The following is an 18,170-nucleotide window of genomic DNA, read 5'->3' on the forward strand; positions in this document are numbered from 1 at the left end:
GCTCGTGGACCCGGCCCGCTCCGCGCGCTCACGAGCCCTCGCCCCGGCGCAGCCGGCGGCGGGCCGGCTCCGGATCGACCTGTTCCGGATCGCCGTCCGGGCCCTCGCCGCCGAGGTCCGCGGTGGCCACCTCGTTGCGCTCGGCCAGCCGGACGATCTGCCGGTCCTCCAAGTCGTCCTGTACCTCGTCGTCACCGCTCGTGTGCCAGCTCCGGTACGCGACGGCGAGCAGGAACGCGGTCAGCCCGAACGTGATCACCACGGCGGTGAGCACCATGGCCTGCGTCAACGCGTCGCTCATCAGCTCCGGCGGGGCGGTGCCGACGAGCGGCGCCGCGCCGGACCGCCCGCCGAGCAGGATGAGCAGGTTCACCCCGTTGCCGAGCAGGATGACGCCGAGCAGGATCCGGGTCAGGCTGCGTTCCAGCAGCAGCGTGACACCCGTGGCGACGAGCACACCGACCGCCAGCACGAGCACGAGCGTCGGCCCGGCCACGCCCCGCATCAGGACTGTCCCTCGCGCTGGACGGTGAGACCCCGGCCCGGCTCGCCGGCGGCCTCGACGTGCCGGTCCACCTCGGCGCCCAGGCTGCGCAGGATGTCCAGCACCAACCCGACCACGACCAGGTAGACGCCGATGTCGAAGAAGATCGACGTGACCAGGTAGGTGTGCCCCAGGTTGACCTTGACGCTCTGCAGCACATCGCCGGTGAGCACCAGGCCGAGCACGCCACTGCCGACCGACAGGGCCAGGCCCGCGCCGAGCACCGTGCCCGCGCCCACCGGTGCCGCCTCGGCCAGCTCGTACCGCCCGCCGGCCAGGTAGCGCAGGGTCAGCGCGAGGCCGGCGACCAGCCCGCCGGCGAAACCGCCACCGGGGGCGTTGTGCCCGGAGAAGAGCAGGAACAGCGAGAAGAGCAGCACGGTGTGGAAGATCAGCCGGGTGACCACCTCGAACACGATCGAGCGCCGCCGCTCGTGCAGCGTCTGCCCGCCGCGCAACCAGACCGTACGCCCGGCGCGCGGCATCGCCGGGCGGGGACGGCGTGGGCGCGGCCCGGTCCGCGACCGCTCGAAGATCAGGCTGGCCACCCCGGTCGCGGTCACCACGAGCACCGAGATCTCGCCCATGGTGTCCCAGGCCCGGATGTCGACCAGGGTCACGTTCACCACGTTGCGGCCGTACCCCTGCGTGACCGCCAGGTCGGGAAAGGCCGCGGAGATCGGCGGCGCCCGCCGGGCCCCGGCCGCGGTCAGCGTCAGACCGGCCGCCACCAGGCCGGCGGCGACCCCGACGACCCGCCGCACCCAACGGCTGCGACGCAGCGGACGGGCCGAGAAGCGTTCCGGCAACCGGCGCAGCACCAGCACGAAGACGGCGATGGTGGCGGTCTCCACCAGGAACTGGGTGAGCGCCAGATCCGGCGCGCCGTAGAGGACGAACATCATCGCGGTGCCGTAGCCGGTCACGCCGACGAGCAGCATGGCGGTGAGCCGGCGGCGCGCGCCGACCGCCAGCACCGCGGCCACCGCGATCACCACGCAGACCACCAACTGGGCCGGGTTGTCCCAGGGCACCAGGTGGACCCGCCACGGCTCGGTGGTGACCATCGCCATGCCCGGCACCAGCACCAGGACGACGAGCACCGCACCGAGATACTGCGGCAGCGAACCACGCTGGGTGACGCTTGTGACGTGGATGGCGAACCGGTCGAAGCGGTGCGTCACCCACTCGTACCCCTGCCTGCCGGAGACCGGGGAACGCAGCGCGGCAAGCGCGGGCGCGAGCGGGCCGCGGGCCAGGTGCAGCGCCACGCCGCCGGCCAGCACCAGGGCGGAGAGGCCGAGCGCCGCGGTCGGCCCGTGCCAGAGCGCCAGGTGCTCCTCGACCGGGCCGAACAGTTCGGCGTACGGGTCGAGCAGGCCACCCAGCCAACCGACGGCCGACCCGGCGGCGAGCCCGGCCACGGCGAGCACCGCCGGCGGCAGGAGCATCGCCGCGGGCGCGTGGTCCAACTCGGTGGCCGGCATGCCGGGCCGGGTGCCGAACGCGCCCCACAGGAAGCGGATGCTGTAGGCGACCGTCAGCGCGCTGCCGGCGACAAGCGCCACCAGCACCCACGGCCGGTCGGTGAACGCGGCGAGCACCGCCTCCTTGGCCACGAACCCGAGCAGCGGCGGCACGCCGGCCATCGACGCGGCGGCCAACGTGGCGACCGTGGCCAGCACCGGCGCGGCCCGCCCCACCCCGGACAGCTCCCGCAGGTCCCGGCTGCCCGCCTGGTGGTCGAGGAGCCCGACGACGAGGAAGAGCGCCGACTTGAACAGGGCGTGCGCCGCCAGCATGGCGACGCCGGCGAGCGCCGCGGCCGGGGTGCCCGCGCCGAGCGCCACCGCGAGCAGGCCGAGCTGGCTGACCGTCCCGTACGCCAACAGCAGCTTCAGGTCGCACTGCCGCAACGCCGCCCACCCGCCGGCGACGAGCGTGACCAGCCCGGCGACCACGGTGACCGGCCGCCACGGCCCGGCCGGGGCGAGCGTCGGGCCGAGCAGCGCGATCAGGAAGACGCCCGCCTTCACCATGGCCGCCGCGTGCAGGTACGCGCTGACCGGCGTCGGCGCCGCCATCGCCACCGGCAGCCAGGCGTTGAAGGGGAACACCGCGGACTTGGCAAGCGCGCCGGCCAGGATGAGCAGCACCGCGGTGACCAGGTATCCGCCGCCGGGCAGCGGCGCGGCGGCCACCGTCGACAGGCGGTAGCCGCCCGCATGGTGGCCGAGCAGCAGGAACCCGACGAGCATGGCCAGCCCGCCCAGCGTGGTGACGGTGAGCGCCTGCGCGGCGGCCCACCGGCTGGACCGGCGCTCGGTGCTGTGGCCGATCAGCAGGTAGGAGAAGACGGTGGTCAGCTCCCAGAAGACGTAGAGCAGGAGCAGGTTGTCGGAGACGACGAGCCCGAGCATCGCGCCGGCGAAGGCCACCATCACCGCGGCGAACCGGCCCAGCCCGATCGAGCCGGCCCGGAAGTAGCGGGCCGAGTAGCCGAGCACGAGCGCGCCGACGCCGCCGACCAGCAGCAGCATCAGCCAGGACAGCGTGGTGACGCGCAGCGCGACATCGAACCCCAACTGCGGGATCCAGGGGTACGTCTCGGCCACCGCGCCGCCGTCGCGTACCGCACCGGTGCGCGCCACCGCCCAGCCGGCCGTGGCGGCCGGGGCGAGCGCGAGCAGCAGGCAGGCGCGCGGACCCCACCGGCGGACCAGCGACGGCGCGAGCAGGGCCGCCACCAGGTGCAGGATCAGCAGGACGAGCACGCGCGCTCCCGGTCGAGGTGACAGCGCGCCGGGGCACGCTGGGTGCACGACCGATCAGACGCCACTTCCCTCGCAGCCGGGCCGTTTTCCCCGAAACCCACCCACCTCGCTGCCCCGGCCCGCTCGACCAGGAGTTCGGGCCGTCAGTGGAAGGGGGCGGCGTTGCGGCGGGACTGCGCCGCCTGGTTCGGGCGGTTGAGTTGGCGGGCCGCCCGGTCGACCACGCGCTGCGCGCCCGCGAGCGAGCGGACCGGCAGCCGGGCGTCCCGGCTCTCCCGCCGCAGGACGAAGTAGTGCACCGCGGCCCGGACCAGGGCCCGGTCGGCGGCGCTGGAGCGGGCGGTGGCGACCACCATCTCGCGCAGGCGCCGGGCCAGTTCCTCGGCCAGCTCCAGCTCCGGACCGTGCAGGCCGGCGCGGAGCGTGGCGAGCCGGCTGTCGACCTTGCGGATGAGCACGTCGGTGCCGGTGCTGAGCCCACGGTCCTCCACGGTCATCCACGCCTCCACCCACGCCGCGTTGCGAGTGAAGTTACTTTATGTTGTAGCTTGCAAGCAAGCAGTTAAGTAAGACTTAACGGAACAATTGGCCTATTCATCGCGCCAATTCGTCGGGCGGACAGAACCACCCGCTGCCGAGCCGGATGTCGTACCGGCGCGGCAGGATGGGGGCGTGGCGGACGAGGTGACCCCGGCAGGCGGGGTGCTGGCGAGTTTCGGCGCGGCGACCCGGGAGTGGTTCACCGCGGCGTTCGCCGCGCCCACCCCCGCCCAGCAGGGGGCCTGGCGCTCGGTGGCCGCCGGGCGCAACGCCCTGGTGGTCGCGCCGACCGGCTCCGGCAAGACGCTCGCGGCGTTCCTCTGGTCGCTCGACCGGCTGGGCAAGGAGCCACCGCCGGCCGATCCCCGGCGGCGCTGCCGGGTGCTCTACGTCAGCCCGCTCAAGGCGCTCGCCGTCGACGTGGAGCGCAACCTGCGCACCCCGCTCATCGGCATCCGCCAGGCCGCCACCCGCCTCGACCTCGTCCCGCCGGACATCACCGTCGGCATGCGCACCGGCGACACCCCGGCGGACGAGCGCCGGGCCTTCGCCCGCACCCCGCCGGACGTCCTCATCACCACGCCCGAGTCGCTGTTCCTGCTGCTCACCTCCGCCGCCCGGGACTCGCTGCGCGGGGTGGACACGGTGATCGTCGACGAGGTCCACGCGGTGGCCGGCACCAAGCGCGGCGCCCACCTGGCCCTCTCCCTGGAACGGCTGGACGCGCTGCTCGACCGGCCCGCCCAACGGATCGGGCTCTCCGCCACCGTCCGACCGATCGACGTCTGCGCCCGCTTCCTCGGCGGTGCCCGGCCGGTCGACGTGGTGCAGCCGCCGGCCGACAAGACCATCGAGGTAAGCGTCCAGGTCCCGGTGGAGGACATGACCCGCCTCGACGAGCAGGAGCCGCCGGAGGACGAGCTGGGCGGTCCCGGTCCACGCCGGCCCTCCATCTGGCCGGCGGTCGAGGAACGGGTGCTCGCGTTGATCCGGGCGCACCGCTCCACGATCGTCTTCACCAACTCCCGGCGCGGCGCCGAACGGCTCTGCGCCCGCCTCAACGAGCTGGCCGCCGAGGAGTCGGAGGCGACGACCGCCCCGGACGGCAGCCGCGTGGCCCGGGGCGGCGAGCCGGTGCGCGCGCCGCGGCAGCCGGCCGAGGTGATGGCGCAGTCCGGCGCGGCGGTCGGCGCGCCGGCGGTGATCGCCCGGGCGCACCACGGCAGCGTGTCCCGGGAGGAGCGCAAGCACATCGAGGAGGCGCTCAAGTCCGGCCAGCTCCCCGCCGTGGTCGCCACCTCCAGTCTGGAGCTGGGCATCGACATGGGTGCGGTCGACCTGGTGGTGCAGATCGAGGCGCCGCCGAGCGTCGCGGCCGGGCTGCAACGGGTGGGCCGGGCCGGGCACCAGGTGGGCGCCGTCTCCCGGGGCGTGGTCTTCCCCAAGCACCGCGGTGACCTGCTCTCCTGCACGGTCGTCGCCGAGCGGATGGGGGTGGGCGCGATCGAGGAGCTGCACTACCCGCGCAACCCGCTCGACGTGCTCGCCCAGCAGATCGTCGCGATGGTGGCGCTGGAGCCGTGGCAGCTCGGTGACCTGGCCGTGCTGGTCCGCCGGGCGGCGCCCTTCGCCGAGCTGCCCGACTCGGCGTTGCACGCGGTGCTCGACATGCTCTCCGGCCGTTACCCGTCCACCGCCTTCGCCGAGCTGCGGCCCCGCCTGGTCTGGGACCGGGCGACCGACGTGCTGACCGGCCGGCCCGGCGCCCAACGGCTCGCCGTGACCAGCGGCGGCACCATCCCCGACCGGGGCCTGTTCGGCGTCTTCCTGGCCGGTGCCGAGCGGGCGGCCCGGGTCGGCGAGCTGGACGAGGAGATGGTCTACGAGTCGCGGGTCGGCGACGTGTTCCTGCTCGGGTCGTCGTCCTGGCGGATCGAGGAGATCACCCCCGACCGGGTGCTGGTCTCCCCCGCCCCCGGCCAGGCCGCCCGGATGCCGTTCTGGAAGGGCGACCAGCTCGGCCGCCCGGTCGAGCTGGGGCGGGCGATCGGCGCCCGGGTCCGCGCGTTGCTGCGGCAGTCCGACACCGACGCGGTGGCCGCGCTGCGCGCCGGTGGGCTGGACGACTGGGCCGCCGGCAACCTGATGACCTACCTGCGCGAGCAGAAGGCGGCCACCCGGTCGCTGCCCGACGACCGGACGGTGGTGGTCGAACGGTTCCGCGACGAGCTGGGCGACTGGCGGCTCGCCGTGCACTCGGTGCTCGGCGCCCGGGTCAACGGCCCGTGGGCGCTCGCCATCGGCCGCCGGCTGGCCGAGCGCTACGGCGTGGACGCGCAGGTGATGCCCTCCGACGACGGCATCGTGGTCCGGCTGCCGGACACCGCCGAGGAGCCGCCCGGCGCGGACGTGGTGGTCTTCGAGCCGGACGAGGTCGCCCACCTGGTGGAGGAGTCCGTCGGCACGTCGGCGCTGTTCGCCTCCCGGTTCCGCGAGTGCGCGGCCCGGTCGCTGCTGCTGCCCCGACGCGACCCGCGCCGCCGGCAGCCGCTGTGGCAGCAGCGCCAACGCGCCGCGCAGCTCCTCGACGTGGCCCGGGAGTACGCCGACTTCCCGGTCACGCTCGAAGCCGCCCGGGAGTGCCTCCAGGACGTCTTCGACCAGCCGGCCCTGGCCGAGCTGATGCGCGACCTGGCCGCCCGCAAGGTCCGCCTGGTCGAGGTGGAGTCCGAACGCCCGTCCCCGTTCGCCCGGTCGTTGCTCTTCGGCTATGTCGGCGCGTTCCTCTACGAAGGTGACGCGCCCCTGGCCGAACGGCGCGCCGCCGCGCTGGCCCTCGACTCCGGGTTGCTCGGCGAGCTGCTCGGCCGGGTCGACCTCCGGGAGCTGCTCGACCCGGCGGTGCTCGCCGAGACCGAACGCCAACTGCGCTGGCGCACCGACCAGCGGCGACCCCGCGACGCCGAGGACGTGGTCGAGCTGCTCCGGGTGGTCGGCGACCTGAGTCCGGCCGAGCTGGCCGAGCGGGTGGTGCCGGAGGAGTGGCCGGCGGAGCTGGCGGCGGCCCGCCGGGTGCTGCGGGTGCGGATCGCCGGCGAGGACCGCTGGGTGGTCGTCGAGGACGCGGCCCGGTTGCGCGACGCGCTCGGGGTGGCGCTGCCCGTCGGGGTGGCCGAGGCATACCTGACGCCGGTGGCCGACCCGCTCGGTGACCTGGTCGCCCGGTACGCCCGCACCCACGGCCCGTTCGCGGCGGCCACCTGCGCGGCCCGGTTCGGGCTCGGCGTGTTCGTGGTCGAGCAGGCGCTGCGCCGGCTCGCCGCCACCGGCCGGGTGGTCTCCGGCGAGTTCGCCCCGGACAGCGTCGGCACGCAGTGGTGCGACGCCGAGGTGCTGCGCCTGCTGCGCCGCCGCTCCCTGGCGGCGCTCCGGCGGGAGATCGAGCCGGTGCCGCCCCGGGCGCTCGCCGCGTTCCTGCCCCGCTGGCAGCAGGTCGGCTCCTCGGCCCGCGGGGTCGAGGCGGTCGCCGCCACCGTCGAGCAGTTGCAGGGCGTGACCGTGCCGGCGTCGGCGCTGGAACGCCTGGTGCTGCCCGCCCGGGTCGCCGACTACTCCCCCGCCCAGCTCGACGAGATGTGCGCCAGCGGCGAGGTGCTCTGGGCCGGCGCCGGTGCGATCTCCGGCGGCGACGGGTGGGTGACGCTCGCGTACGCCGACGTCGCGCCGCTGCTGCTGCCCCCGCCGGACGAGGCCCTGACGCTCACCCCGCCGCACGAGGCCGTGCTCGACGCGCTCGCCGACGGGCAGGCGCTCTTCTTCCGCTCCCTGTCCGACCGGGTCGGCGCGACCGACGACGCCGCCCTGTCGGCCGTGGTGTGGGACCTGGTCTGGGCCGGTCACCTGACCAACGACACGCTCGCGCCGCTGCGCGCCGCGCTTGGCGCCGGCGGGGCGCACCGGTCCCGGCCGTCGGCCCCGCGTACCCGCTACCGCCGCCCCGGCCGGGTGGCGCTGCCCAGCCGCGGCGGCCCGCCGACCATGGCCGGCCGCTGGTCCCGGCTGCCCGACCGCGACCTCGACCCGACCCGCCGGGCCGCCGCCCTGGCCGACCTGCTGCTCGAACGGCACGGCGTGGTGACCCGCGGCGCGGTCGTGGCCGAGCAGGTGACAGGTGGCTTCGCGGCGGTCTACCCGGTGCTGTCCGCGCTTGAGGAACGCGGGGCGGCCCGACGCGGCTACTTCGTCGAAGGGCTCGGCGCGGCGCAGTTCGCGGTGCCCGGCGCCGTCGACCGGATCCGCGCCCTGGCCGACCCGGCCGACCACGGCCGGACCGACGGCGGCCGGAGCCGGGGCGGGCCGACCGTGGTGCTCGCCGCCACCGACCCGGCGAACCCGTACGGCGCGGCACTGCCCTGGCCCGAACGTGTGGTCGACTCGGGTGACGGCGCGGCACCGGCCACCGGTCACCGGGCCGGGCGCAAGGCGGGCGCGCTCGTGGTGCTTGTCGGCGGCGACCTGGTGCTCTACGTCGAACGGGGCGGGCGGACGATCCTCTCGTTCACCGACGACGCCGACACGCTGGGCGCGGCAGGCAAGGCGCTCGCCGACGCGGTGCACTCCGGCGCGCTCGGTGCGATCTCGGTCGAACGCGCCGACGGCGAGGCGGTGCACTCGTCCCCGCTGCGCGACGCGCTCACCGCGGCCGGCTTCCGGGCCACCCCTCGGGGCCTGCGCCTACGCGGCTGACCGCCCCGGCCGCCTCTCCGTCACTCGCACCTAACCTCCGGCCCCGCGTGCCCGAGGAAGCGAGCCGATCCGGGCTTGCCCGAGGGAACGGGCCGGTCCGGGCTTGCCCGAGGGAACGGGCCGATCCGGGCTTGCCCATAGGCTCCGGCCCCGCGTCTCCGGCACGGCAGCACGGCAGCACGGCAGCACGGAGGCACGGCTCTCTGGGGCACATGGCTCTTCACCCCGCCCGGCACCTGTTCCCACCCCCGATGGCCCCAATCGGCCCGACGATCGCCACAACTCGGCGCGCCTGCCCGCCGGCTACGAGATCTTGGTACGAAAGGGCCCCCAGAGGGGCCATTTCGTACCAAGATCTACGGGATCCCAATTAGTGGGCGCGAAATCTCGAATTGTGGAGATCAAGCGTGGTTCCGGAGCTCGAAAGGGGCGGGGATGACGAAATGGACGAGAGGCGGTGAATGAGGAGGGCGAACAGCGGGACGGCAGAACAGGAGGAGGGCAGGACGGGACGACGGCAGAACAGGAGGGCTGCAAGACGAAGGGACAGGAGGACAGCGGGACGAACAGCACCGGAAGGGGAGGGACGGAAAAGAGGGAGGAAGCAAGAGAAAGGTGGGGGACGGGAGTGAGCGGGGACGGCGCGGAGGACGGCTCGGGGACTGGTTAGGGTTGCCGGACACGTGGAGGAGGGGCCGATGGCGATCCAGCCGGACGATCCACCGCCGGCGAGCGGGCCGTGTGTCTCGCTGACCACCGACTACGGGCTCGCGGACGGCTTCGTGGCGGCCTGCCACGGGGTCCTCGCCCGGCTCGCCCCGGCCGCCCGGGTGATCGACGTGACACACCTGGTGCCGCCGGCCGACGTGCGGCGGGGCGCCGCGGTGCTGGCGCAGACGGTGCCGTACCTGCCGGTCGGGGTGCACGTCGGGGTGGTCGACCCGGGGGTCGGCACCGAGCGGCGCGGGATCGCGCTTGCCACACCCGGCGGGCTGTTGGTGGGCCCGGACAACGGGCTGCTCGTGCCGGCGGCCGAGGCGCTCGGCGGGGTGACCGGGGCGGTGGAGTTGACCAACCCGGAGTGGTGGCTCGCGCCGACGGTCCCCCGCACCTTCCACGGGCGAGACGTGTTCGCGCCGGTGGCGGCCCGGCTGGCCGTGGGCGCGCCGCTGGCCGGGGCCGGACCGGCCGTCGACCCGGCCGCTCTGGTCCGGCTGCCGGAGCCGGTGGTCCACGCCGACGCGGGCGGGTTCCGCGCCGAGGTGGTGACCGTCGATCACTTCGGCAACGTGCAGCTCGCCGCGCCGGCCGCGCTGCTCGACGGGTTGCCGGCCCGGGTACGGGTGGGCGGCCGGTCGGCCGTGCACGGCCGCACGTTCGGCGACGCCGCGCCGGGTGAGCTGGTGGTGTACGTCGATTCCGCCGCACTGGTGGCGGTGGCGGTGCGCACCGGCCGCGCCGTCGACCTGCTCGGCGTCAGACCGGGCGACGTGCTCACCGTGACCGGCGACTGAGCCGACCCGGACCGCGCAGGCACACCCGGCCGGGCGAGCCGGCCACCGGCACACGCAGGCACACCCGGCCGGGCGGAACCGACACCGGGACCGGCCGCGCGGGGCCGCGGCGCGGGCGATCATCGGCCAGGACGCCGTCAGCAGTGTGGCGCCGTGCCACCGAGGGTCGTGGACAGGTACGCGTGACTCACGTACAGCCCGCCCACCAACCGGTACCAGCGGGTCGTGGTGCGGTACGGCCCGGCGATCCGCTGCCCGGTCACGTAGCAGTCGATCGGCACCTGCGCGTAGGTGGCGGCCAGGCCACGGCTCGGATACGACGTGCCGGCGCCGGTACGCAGGTTCAGCGGCCCGGAGCCGACCACGCCCCGGATCCCGCCGGCCGTCCAGAGCAGGGTCACGTTGATCCACGCGTTGTCGGTGAGCCGAAGTCCGTCCCAGAACGTCCCGTCGGCCAGGTCCAGCCCGGCCGGGTTGCGTACGGTCCGCCCGAACTGGTCCCGCCCGCCGTTGTATCCGTTCTGGTAGGCGGCCTGGGCCTCGGGGAGCCCCTGCGGCAGGTTCCGCCAGTTCTCCCGGACGTCCGACGGGTTCCACCAGTCGTCGCGGGTGTTCCACGGGCCGACGTCCCAGACCGGCGCGTACTCGCAGCGGCTTCCGTTCGTGGTGCAGACCTTGACCGTGTAGTCACCCGTTCCGCGTGGGGAGAGGCCACGCCGGGAGGGCAGCGCCGCGAAGTGGTCCCGGACGCCGACGGTGTGCCCGTTGGCGGTGACGCCGCCGACGAGACCGATCCGGGTCGCGTACACCCGGTAGGTGAGCGCGACGGCCGACGGGGCGGTGGTGGCGGCGGCGGTGTCGGCGGCGAGGGTCAGGCCGGTCACGGTGGCCTCCGCGGCGGCGTTCGGGGTGGTCAGCACGACCCGGGCCTGCACCTGGGTGACCGGCTGGTCGAAGATCGCCTCGGCGGCGTCCCGCCACTCGGTCCAGCGACCGGCCCGCCACCCGCGCACCTGGGCCGTCGCCGTGCCGCCGCCTCCGGTGCGGGCGGCGAGCTGGGCGCGTACCCGGGTGGCGGGGTGGTCGAGCGCGCGCGGCGCGGTGAGCAGGATGCCCTCGGCGACCGGTCCGGCCGCGGCGGCGGGCCGGGTGTGGTCGGTGGGGTGGGGATCGGCCAGCCGCAGGCGGCCGGACCGCCAGGTGACGTTGACGTCGTCGTCGCCGGCGACGGTCAGGTCGGCGGACCAGCGTTCGGATCCGGGGGCGGCGGCGCGGGCCGGCGTGGGGGCGCCGGGCAGGCCGGCGGCCAGGGCGAGCAGGGCGGTCAGGGCGATTGAGGTACGGCGAACACGGGCCATGGGATTCTCCTCAGAACTCCCTGATCCTCGCCGTTAAACGAATGAATCGGAACATAGGTACAAATAGCGAAACACGCGAATTTCGTTCGGTCGGGGAGAATGGTGGCGTGCCCGAAGGTGACACCGTCTGGAACACCGCCCGCGTGCTGGAACGCGCGCTGACCGGGGCCCGTCTGACCGGGTCGGACTTCCGCGTGCCGCAGCTCGCGACCACCGACCTCACCGGCTGGACCGTCCGCGAGTCGGCCAGCCGCGGCAAGCACCTGCTGTTGCGGCTGGCCGATCCGGACGCCACGGACTGGACGCTGCACTCGCACCTGCGGATGGACGGCGCCTGGCGGGCGTACGCGCCGGGCGAGCGGTGGACGGTCCGACCGGCGCACCTGATCCGGGTGGTGCTCCGCTCCCCCGACGCGGTCGCGGTCGGCTACCACCTGCACGAGCTGGCGCTGGTCCCGACCGCCGATGAGGGCACGCTCGTCGGCCACCTCGGCCCGGACCTGCTCGGCCCGGACTGGGATCCGCAGGAAGCGGTCCGCCGGCTGGCGGAGCATCCGGAGCAGAGCATCGGCGAGGCCCTGCTCGACCAGCGCAACCTGGCCGGGGTGGGCAACCTCTACAAGTGTGAGGTGCTCTTCCTGCGCGGGGTGTCACCGTGGACGCCGGTGCGCGCGGTGCCCGACCTGGCCGGCACCGTCACGCTGGCCCAGCGACTGTTGGCCGCCAACCGGGGTCGCTGGACGCAGAGCACCACCGGGGTGCTGCGCCGGGGCGGGACCAGCTACGTCTACGGCCGCCGGGCCCAGCCGTGCCGGCGGTGCGGCGCCGCGATCCGCAAGGAGGAACTGGGCGAACGGGTCACCTACTGGTGCCCGGCCTGCCAGCCGGAACGCGAGTGACGTGGAACTTCCACGAACCGCCTAACATCCCCCGAGATACGGACGATTGGGTACTTCCCTCTCGCCCCTCCGGCGTCGCATGCTGCGATGGACCGCTCACCGCTCGTCAGCAGCGCGTACGCCGCCACGCCGGGGTGACGGCCGCGCGCCCCGATCCGGGGAGAGCCATGGTGCTGTTCCGCAGACTCCGGCCGGTCCGGGCCGCCACGGTCGCCGAGGAGACCGCGCCCACCGTCCCCACCGCCCGCGCCACCGACGAAAAGCCGACCGATCCGACCGGGCCGACCGCTTCGGCAACGCCGACCAGGCCGACCGAGACGGCCGCGCCGACCGCGCCGAACCCGGCGAGCCTGGACCCGGACGTCGCGCCGCGCCTGTTCGGGCCGGTGCCGAACACCGCCGCCAGCCCGCTGCCCGTGCTCGACCCGGACGGCCGGCCGGTGCCCGGCACCGGCATCCGCAAGTTCGTCGACCCACTGCCCGCACCCGGCCGGCCGGCCACCGCCGGGCTCGGCGCCCGCCTGCCCGTCGCCGTGCCCGACACCATCACGTGGCCGGGCTGCGACTACTACGAAATCGGCCTCCAGGAGTACGCGCAGCGCCTGCACCGGGACCTGCCGGCCACCCGGCTGCGCGGCTACCGGCAACTCAACCTGGGCACCGACGCCGCCGGCCACAACACGGTGAGCCCGCCCGACCGCCCCTGGCACCTCGGCCCGATGATCGTGGCGCGACGGGGCCGGCCGGTGCGGGTCAAGTTCATCAACCAGCTCCCCACCGGCCGGGCCGGCGAACTGTTCCTGCCGGTCGACGAGACGCTCGACGGGGCCGGCGCCGGGCCGCTCGACGGGCCCGCGCCCTACCCGCAGAACCGCGCCGTGCCGCACCTGGCCGGGGCGCGTACCGCGTGGACGAGCGCCGGCAACCCGTGGCAGTGGGTGACCCCGGCCGGCGAGATCACCCCGTACCCCGTCGGGGTCGGTGTGATTCCGGTGCCGGACATGCCCGCGCCGGGCGCGGGCGCCACCACGCTCTACTTCCCGAACGACCAGAGCGGCCGGCTGATGTGGCTGCACGACAACACGCTCGGCCTGTCCCGGCTCACCACCTACTCCGGGCAGCTCGCGCTCTGGCTGCTCACCGACCCGGCCGAACAGCGGCTGGTGGACGACGGCGTGCTCCCTGCCGACCAGCTCCCGCTGGTGATCGAGGACAAGACGTTCGTGCCCGACGACGCGCAGCTCGCCGCCCAGGACCCGACCTGGGACCGGAACCGCTGGGGCGCCAAGGGCAGCCTCTGGCACCCGCACGTCTACCAGCCCCGGCAGAACCCGTACCGGCTCTGCGGCACCAACCCGACCGGCCGCTGGGACTACGGGCCGTGGACCCACGACCCGGACGGCGGGGCGAGCCCGTGGGTCGCCCCGGTGCCGAGCCCGCACCACGACCCGGCGACCGAGCCGGACGAGCCGCCGCTGGTCCCGGCCGTGCCGCACCCCTCCGCGGTCCCCGAGGCGTACGGGGACACCCCGCTGGTCAACGGCGTCGCCTACCCGTACCTGGAGGTCACGCCGACGGCGTACCGGTTCCGGATCCTCAACGCCTGCGCGGACCGGGCGCTCAACCTCCAGCTCTACCGGGCCGCCTCGGACGGGCCGATGTGGGCGCCCGACGGCGGGCCGGCCGACCCGCTCGCCGGCGAGGTGCCGATGGTCGAGGCGGTCCGCGCGCCCGGCCGGCCGGCGGACTGGCCGGCGGACGGGCGCGACGGCGGCGTGCCCGACCCGGCCGCCGCCGGCCCGGAGCTGATCCAGATCGGCAACGAGGGCGGCCTGCTCCCGGCCCCGGTGGTGCTGGCGAACCGGCCGGTCGACTACCGGTACGACAGGCAGGACCCGACCGTGCTCAACGTGGACGGGCACGCGCTGCTGCTCGCCCCCGGCGAACGCGCCGACGTGGTGGTGGACTTCTCCACCGTGCCGCCGGGCGGCACGCTGATCCTCTACAACGACTGCCCCGCGCCGCTGCCCCGGTTCGACCCCCGCTACGACCACCACACCGGCGCACCGGACCGCACCGCCACCGGCGGCCTCCCGCCGACCCACCCCGGCTACGGCCCAAACACGCGGACCCTGCTCCAGATCCGGGTGACCGGCACCCCGGGGCCGCGCTTCGACCGGCGGCGGCTCGCCGCCCGGCTGCCCGGCGCGTACGCGGAGAGCCAGCCGCCGCCGATCGTGCCGCAACCGGCGTACGACCCGGCGTTCGGCACCCGCACCGCCGGCCCGACGCTGGTCCCGGCGCGGGCCGGCGCGGTCACGTTCACCCCGCTCGGCGGATCCGCCCCGGTCACGCTGCCCCTGGCGGTGAAGTCGGTCGGGCAGATGTTCGAGCCCCGGCACGGCCGGGCGGTGGGCCGGCTCGGCGTCGGCCACCCGATCGGCGGACCGCTCGTCCCGGCCGTCCTGCCACTGGGCCCGGCCGACCCGGCCACCGAGGTGCTGTTCGCGACCGACCCGACCGTGCCGGTGGGCGCGCCCGCGGACGGCACCCAGCTCTGGCGGATCGTCGGCGACTCCGACCGCACCCACCCGGTGCACGTCGAGGGCGTCGACGTGCAGGTGGTCAACCGGGTCGGCTGGGACGGCACGCTCCGCCCGCCCGGCCCGGGCGAGCTGGGCTGGAAGGACACCGTCCGGGTCAATCCCCGGGAGGACGTGATCGTGGCGCTGCGCCCGGTCCCGCCCGACCTGCCGTTCCGGATCGGCGACAGCGTACGGCTGCTCGACCCGACCCGCCCGGCCGGCGCGCGGCTGGACGCCGGCCCGGTGAGCCCGGTCGACGGTGGGCCCGCGGTGGTGGTCAACCACCTGGTCAATCTGGGTTGGGAGTACCGCTGGCAGACCCGCTCGGCGGGGCTGCGCGACCAGGGCATGAGCCGGCCACTGGTGCTGCGGGTGTCGCCCCGCGCGCCGACCGGGCTGACCGCCACCCCGGCGCCGGGGTCGGCCACCGCGCTGCCCGCCATCGCGCTGACCTGGACCGGCAACGGCAGCCGCCCACCGGCCACCAGCCATTGGTTGCAACGCGCCACCGACAGCGCCTTCACCGCCGGCCGCACCGAGATCACGGTGGCCGCCGCCGCGACCCGGTACACGGACGCGACAGTCACCCCCGGCGTCACCTACCACTACCGGATCCGGGCCGAGAACGCGGTGAGCTGCTCGGCCTGGTCGAACAGCGCGCCGGCCTCGGTGCGGCTGGCCCCACCGGCCCGGCTGACCGCGGTGGTGCCGCCGGCCGCGCCGGTGCGGGTGGCGCTGCGCTGGGCGAACCACTCGTTCGCCACCGGCGTGGACGTGCAGCGGGCCACGAACCCGACGTTCACCAGCGGGCCGGGCACCACGGCGATCGCCGTCGGCGAGACCCACCTGGATCCGGCCGTCGCCCCCGACACCACCTACTACTACCGGGTACGCACCACCTACCTCGGTGCGGCGTCGCCCTGGTCCACGGTGGCCACGGTGACCGTACCGCCCCGACCGGCCACGCCCACGGGCGTGACCGCCACCGTCGGCGCGCCGTCCCCGGACACCGCCTTGGTGACGCTGGGCTGGTCGGCGGAGGCGCCGGCCGGGCCGGGCGCCGGTTTCCTCGTGGAACGCGCCCTCGACGGGGCCTTCACCCGGGAACCGGCCACCTTCCGGGCGACCGGTCGCGGCTTCACCAACACCGGCCTGTCCCGCGGCGTCACCTACCACTACCGGGTACGCGCGACGAACGTGGTGGGCGCCTCCCCCTGGACCCCCGCCACCAGCATCACCACCCCACCCTGACCCAGCTTTTCACCGACCCGGCCCGGCCCGGCGGGCTGGACGTCGGTAGGCCGGACGCCAGTTCGGTGATGTGGCGGTATCCGACCACCGGCGATGCCCCCACTTCACCGAACTGGTGTTGATCATGGCCAAACGATCACCGCCCACGCTTCCTCGCACGAGACCCGGCCGGAGAGCAGGCCACCGTGCGGCCGGTTGCCCGCTTTCACGCCTGCGCGGCGTCCCGACGAGACCAGGTGACTTGGAAGGTAACGGCGCCGCGGAGGAACGGGCCGCCGGAGCGGCGTCAGGAGGGGCGGGGCTGGGGGGTGCGGAGTTCGGCCAGGGCGGCGGCCACGCCGTGCAGCATGTCGGTGGCCTCGGTCAGGCGGGCGGCGGCGGGGTGCGCGGTGTTCGGACGGGCATCCTCGGCCACGTAGCCGGCGGCGGCCACCACCAGCCGCTCGTAGGCGGCCACCCCGTCCTCCAACTGGGCGACGAGCATCGCGTGCACCTCGGCGAGCGGCCCGTGCGGGGCGAGCTTCACCGCGCCTTCCACGCCTGCCACCCGGGTGGCCAGTTCGCGTAGGGAATGGTCGGCCTCGGCCGCTTCCCGGACCGCCGGCTCGGCCAGCCCGGTCAGCCGACCGGCCAACCCGCCGAGGGTGAGCGCGGCCCGGTCGAGCCGGGCCCACGGCTCGGCCGCGGCGGTGCCGCGCAGACCGAGGCGGGCGCGGACCCGGCGTACCTCGGCGAGGACGCCCGGGCCCACCGGCAGCCGTTCGACGGCGGCGACCAGCCGGGCGCGGGATCGGGCGGCGGCCTCGGCCGGGTCGAGCGCGGGCGGGGCCGGCACTGCCGCGAGCGCCCGGTGGTCGGCCCAACGCCAGCACGCCACCGCGATCGCGCTCCCTGCGGCGCCGGCCCAGGCCGCGTCCGGCAGGCCCAGCCCCGCGTACGGGGTGAGCACCGCGGCGGCACCGCCGAGCCCGCCAGCCAGAACGCTCCACCGCCGCGCCGAGCGCCGCAGCTTGCCCAGCCGGCGGAAGTGCCGCGTCCGCTCGTCCGCCATCGCTCTCCCCCGTCCGTCAGCCGGTGGTGGTCTCCCCGGTGCCACGCTCCCGGCTCATGCTGGCCCGGATCTCGTCCAGCTTGGCGGTCGCCGCCGGGTCGGTCGCCGGACCCACCGCGGGGCGCTCCGACCGGCCGTCGACCTGCTTGCCGGCCATGCTCGACCGGATCTGTTCCAGCCTGGCCGACCCGGCCGAGTCGATCGACGCCTTCTGGATCTCCAGCATCCGGCCCTCGACCGAGTTGCCGGCCAGCTCGGCCCGGCCCATGGCGGTGGCGTAGCGGCTCTCGATCCGGTCGCGCACCTCGTTCAGCGACGGGGTGTTGGCCGGCGCGGTGAGCGACGACATCGACTCCAGCGAGCGGGCCACGCTCTCCTGCATCTTGGCCTGCTCGAGCTGGCTGAGCAGCTTGGTGCGCTCGGCGAGCTTCTGCTGGAGGATCATCGAGTTGTTCTCGACCGCCTTGCGGGCCTGCGCCGCCGCGTTCAGCGCCTGGTCGTGCAGCGTCTTCAAGTCTTCCAACGCCTGCTCGCCGGAGACCAACTGGGTGGCAAGCATCTGGGCGGACTGCTCGAAGCGCCCGGCCTCGGCCTCGTCACCCCGGCCCCGGGCCTGGTCGGCAAGCGTCAGCGCCTGCCGCGCGTTGCCCTGGAGCTGCTCCACCTCGGTGATCTGCCGGGACAGCTTCATCTCGAGCTGACGCTGGTTGCCGATCACCGCCGCCGCCTGCTGGACCAGCGCCTGGTGTTGCCGCTGCGCCTCCTCGACCGCCTGCTGGATCTGCACCTTCGGATCGGCGTGCTCGTCGATCTTCGCGCCGAAGGCCGCCATCAGGTATTTCCAACCCTTGACGAACGGGTTAGCCATCTCCGCCTCGTCCCCTCACAGTAGCGTCACGCCTACATCG

At 75.1% G+C, this 18,170-nt stretch carries 10 protein-coding genes; 4 read left to right on the plus strand and 6 right to left on the minus strand.

Features of this window, described 5'->3' with window-relative positions:
• Positions 1–28: 28 nt before the first annotated feature.
• The 3 genes from O7602_RS21070 to O7602_RS21080 form a co-directional block, all read right to left on the minus strand.
• Complete coding sequence (locus tag O7602_RS21070; RefSeq protein ID WP_281584346.1) at positions 29–505, minus strand: Na(+)/H(+) antiporter subunit C; 477 nt, start codon at positions 503–505, stop codon at positions 29–31.
• The gene (locus tag O7602_RS21075; protein ID WP_281584347.1) at positions 505–3,318 is read right to left on the minus strand and encodes a Na+/H+ antiporter subunit A; all 2,814 of its coding nucleotides are present in this window, start codon (positions 3,316–3,318) and stop codon (positions 505–507) included. Before O7602_RS21075 ends, O7602_RS21070 begins: the two co-directional genes overlap by 1 nt.
• Positions 3,319–3,461: 143 nt before the next feature.
• Entirely contained in the window at positions 3,462–3,815 is a 354-nt protein-coding gene (locus O7602_RS21080) for a hypothetical protein (protein WP_281584348.1), read from the minus strand.
• 175 nt (positions 3,816–3,990) lie between these two features.
• Between O7602_RS21080 and O7602_RS21085 the strand changes: the two genes are divergently transcribed.
• Together O7602_RS21085 and O7602_RS21090 are read left to right on the plus strand one after the other, a co-directional pair.
• Positions 3,991–8,604 carry an ATP-dependent helicase gene (locus O7602_RS21085; protein WP_281584349.1) on the plus strand — a complete coding sequence of 1,538 codons (4,614 nt, stop codon included), beginning with the start codon at positions 3,991–3,993 and terminating at the stop codon, positions 8,602–8,604.
• A gap of 698 nt (positions 8,605–9,302) precedes the next feature.
• Positions 9,303–10,118, plus strand: a complete 816-nt coding sequence (locus O7602_RS21090) for an SAM-dependent chlorinase/fluorinase (protein WP_281584350.1) — start codon at positions 9,303–9,305, stop codon at positions 10,116–10,118.
• A 137-nt stretch (positions 10,119–10,255) separates the two neighbouring features.
• Here O7602_RS21090 and O7602_RS21095 read toward each other — a convergent pair whose 3' ends face one another.
• Entirely contained in the window at positions 10,256–11,476 is a 1,221-nt protein-coding gene (locus O7602_RS21095; RefSeq protein WP_281584351.1) for a hypothetical protein, read from the minus strand.
• A gap of 107 nt (positions 11,477–11,583) precedes the next feature.
• Here O7602_RS21095 and O7602_RS21100 point away from each other — a divergent pair, with 107 nt between their 5' ends.
• Positions 11,584–12,375 (plus strand): DNA-formamidopyrimidine glycosylase family protein, encoded by a 792-nt coding sequence (locus O7602_RS21100; protein WP_281584352.1) that lies wholly within the window; start codon positions 11,584–11,586, stop codon positions 12,373–12,375.
• Positions 12,376–12,542: 167 nt separating this feature from the next.
• Positions 12,543–16,211, plus strand: coding sequence for a multicopper oxidase domain-containing protein (locus O7602_RS21105; RefSeq protein ID WP_281584353.1), 3,669 nt, complete (start codon positions 12,543–12,545; stop codon positions 16,209–16,211).
• A gap of 286 nt (positions 16,212–16,497) precedes the next feature.
• Here O7602_RS21105 and O7602_RS21110 read toward each other — a convergent pair whose 3' ends face one another.
• Together O7602_RS21110 and O7602_RS21115 are read right to left on the minus strand one after the other, a co-directional pair.
• On the minus strand, positions 16,498–17,262 hold the full coding sequence (locus O7602_RS21110; RefSeq protein ID WP_281584354.1) for a hypothetical protein: 765 nt from the start codon (positions 17,260–17,262) through the stop codon (positions 16,498–16,500).
• Between the two features lie 16 nt (positions 17,263–17,278).
• Entirely contained in the window at positions 17,279–18,130 is an 852-nt protein-coding gene (locus O7602_RS21115; RefSeq protein ID WP_281584355.1) for a PspA/IM30 family protein, read from the minus strand.
• Positions 18,131–18,170 lie beyond the last annotated feature (40 nt).

The organism is Micromonospora sp. WMMD1128 (genome assembly GCF_027497235.1).
Taxonomy (GTDB): domain Bacteria; phylum Actinomycetota; class Actinomycetes; order Mycobacteriales; family Micromonosporaceae; genus Micromonospora.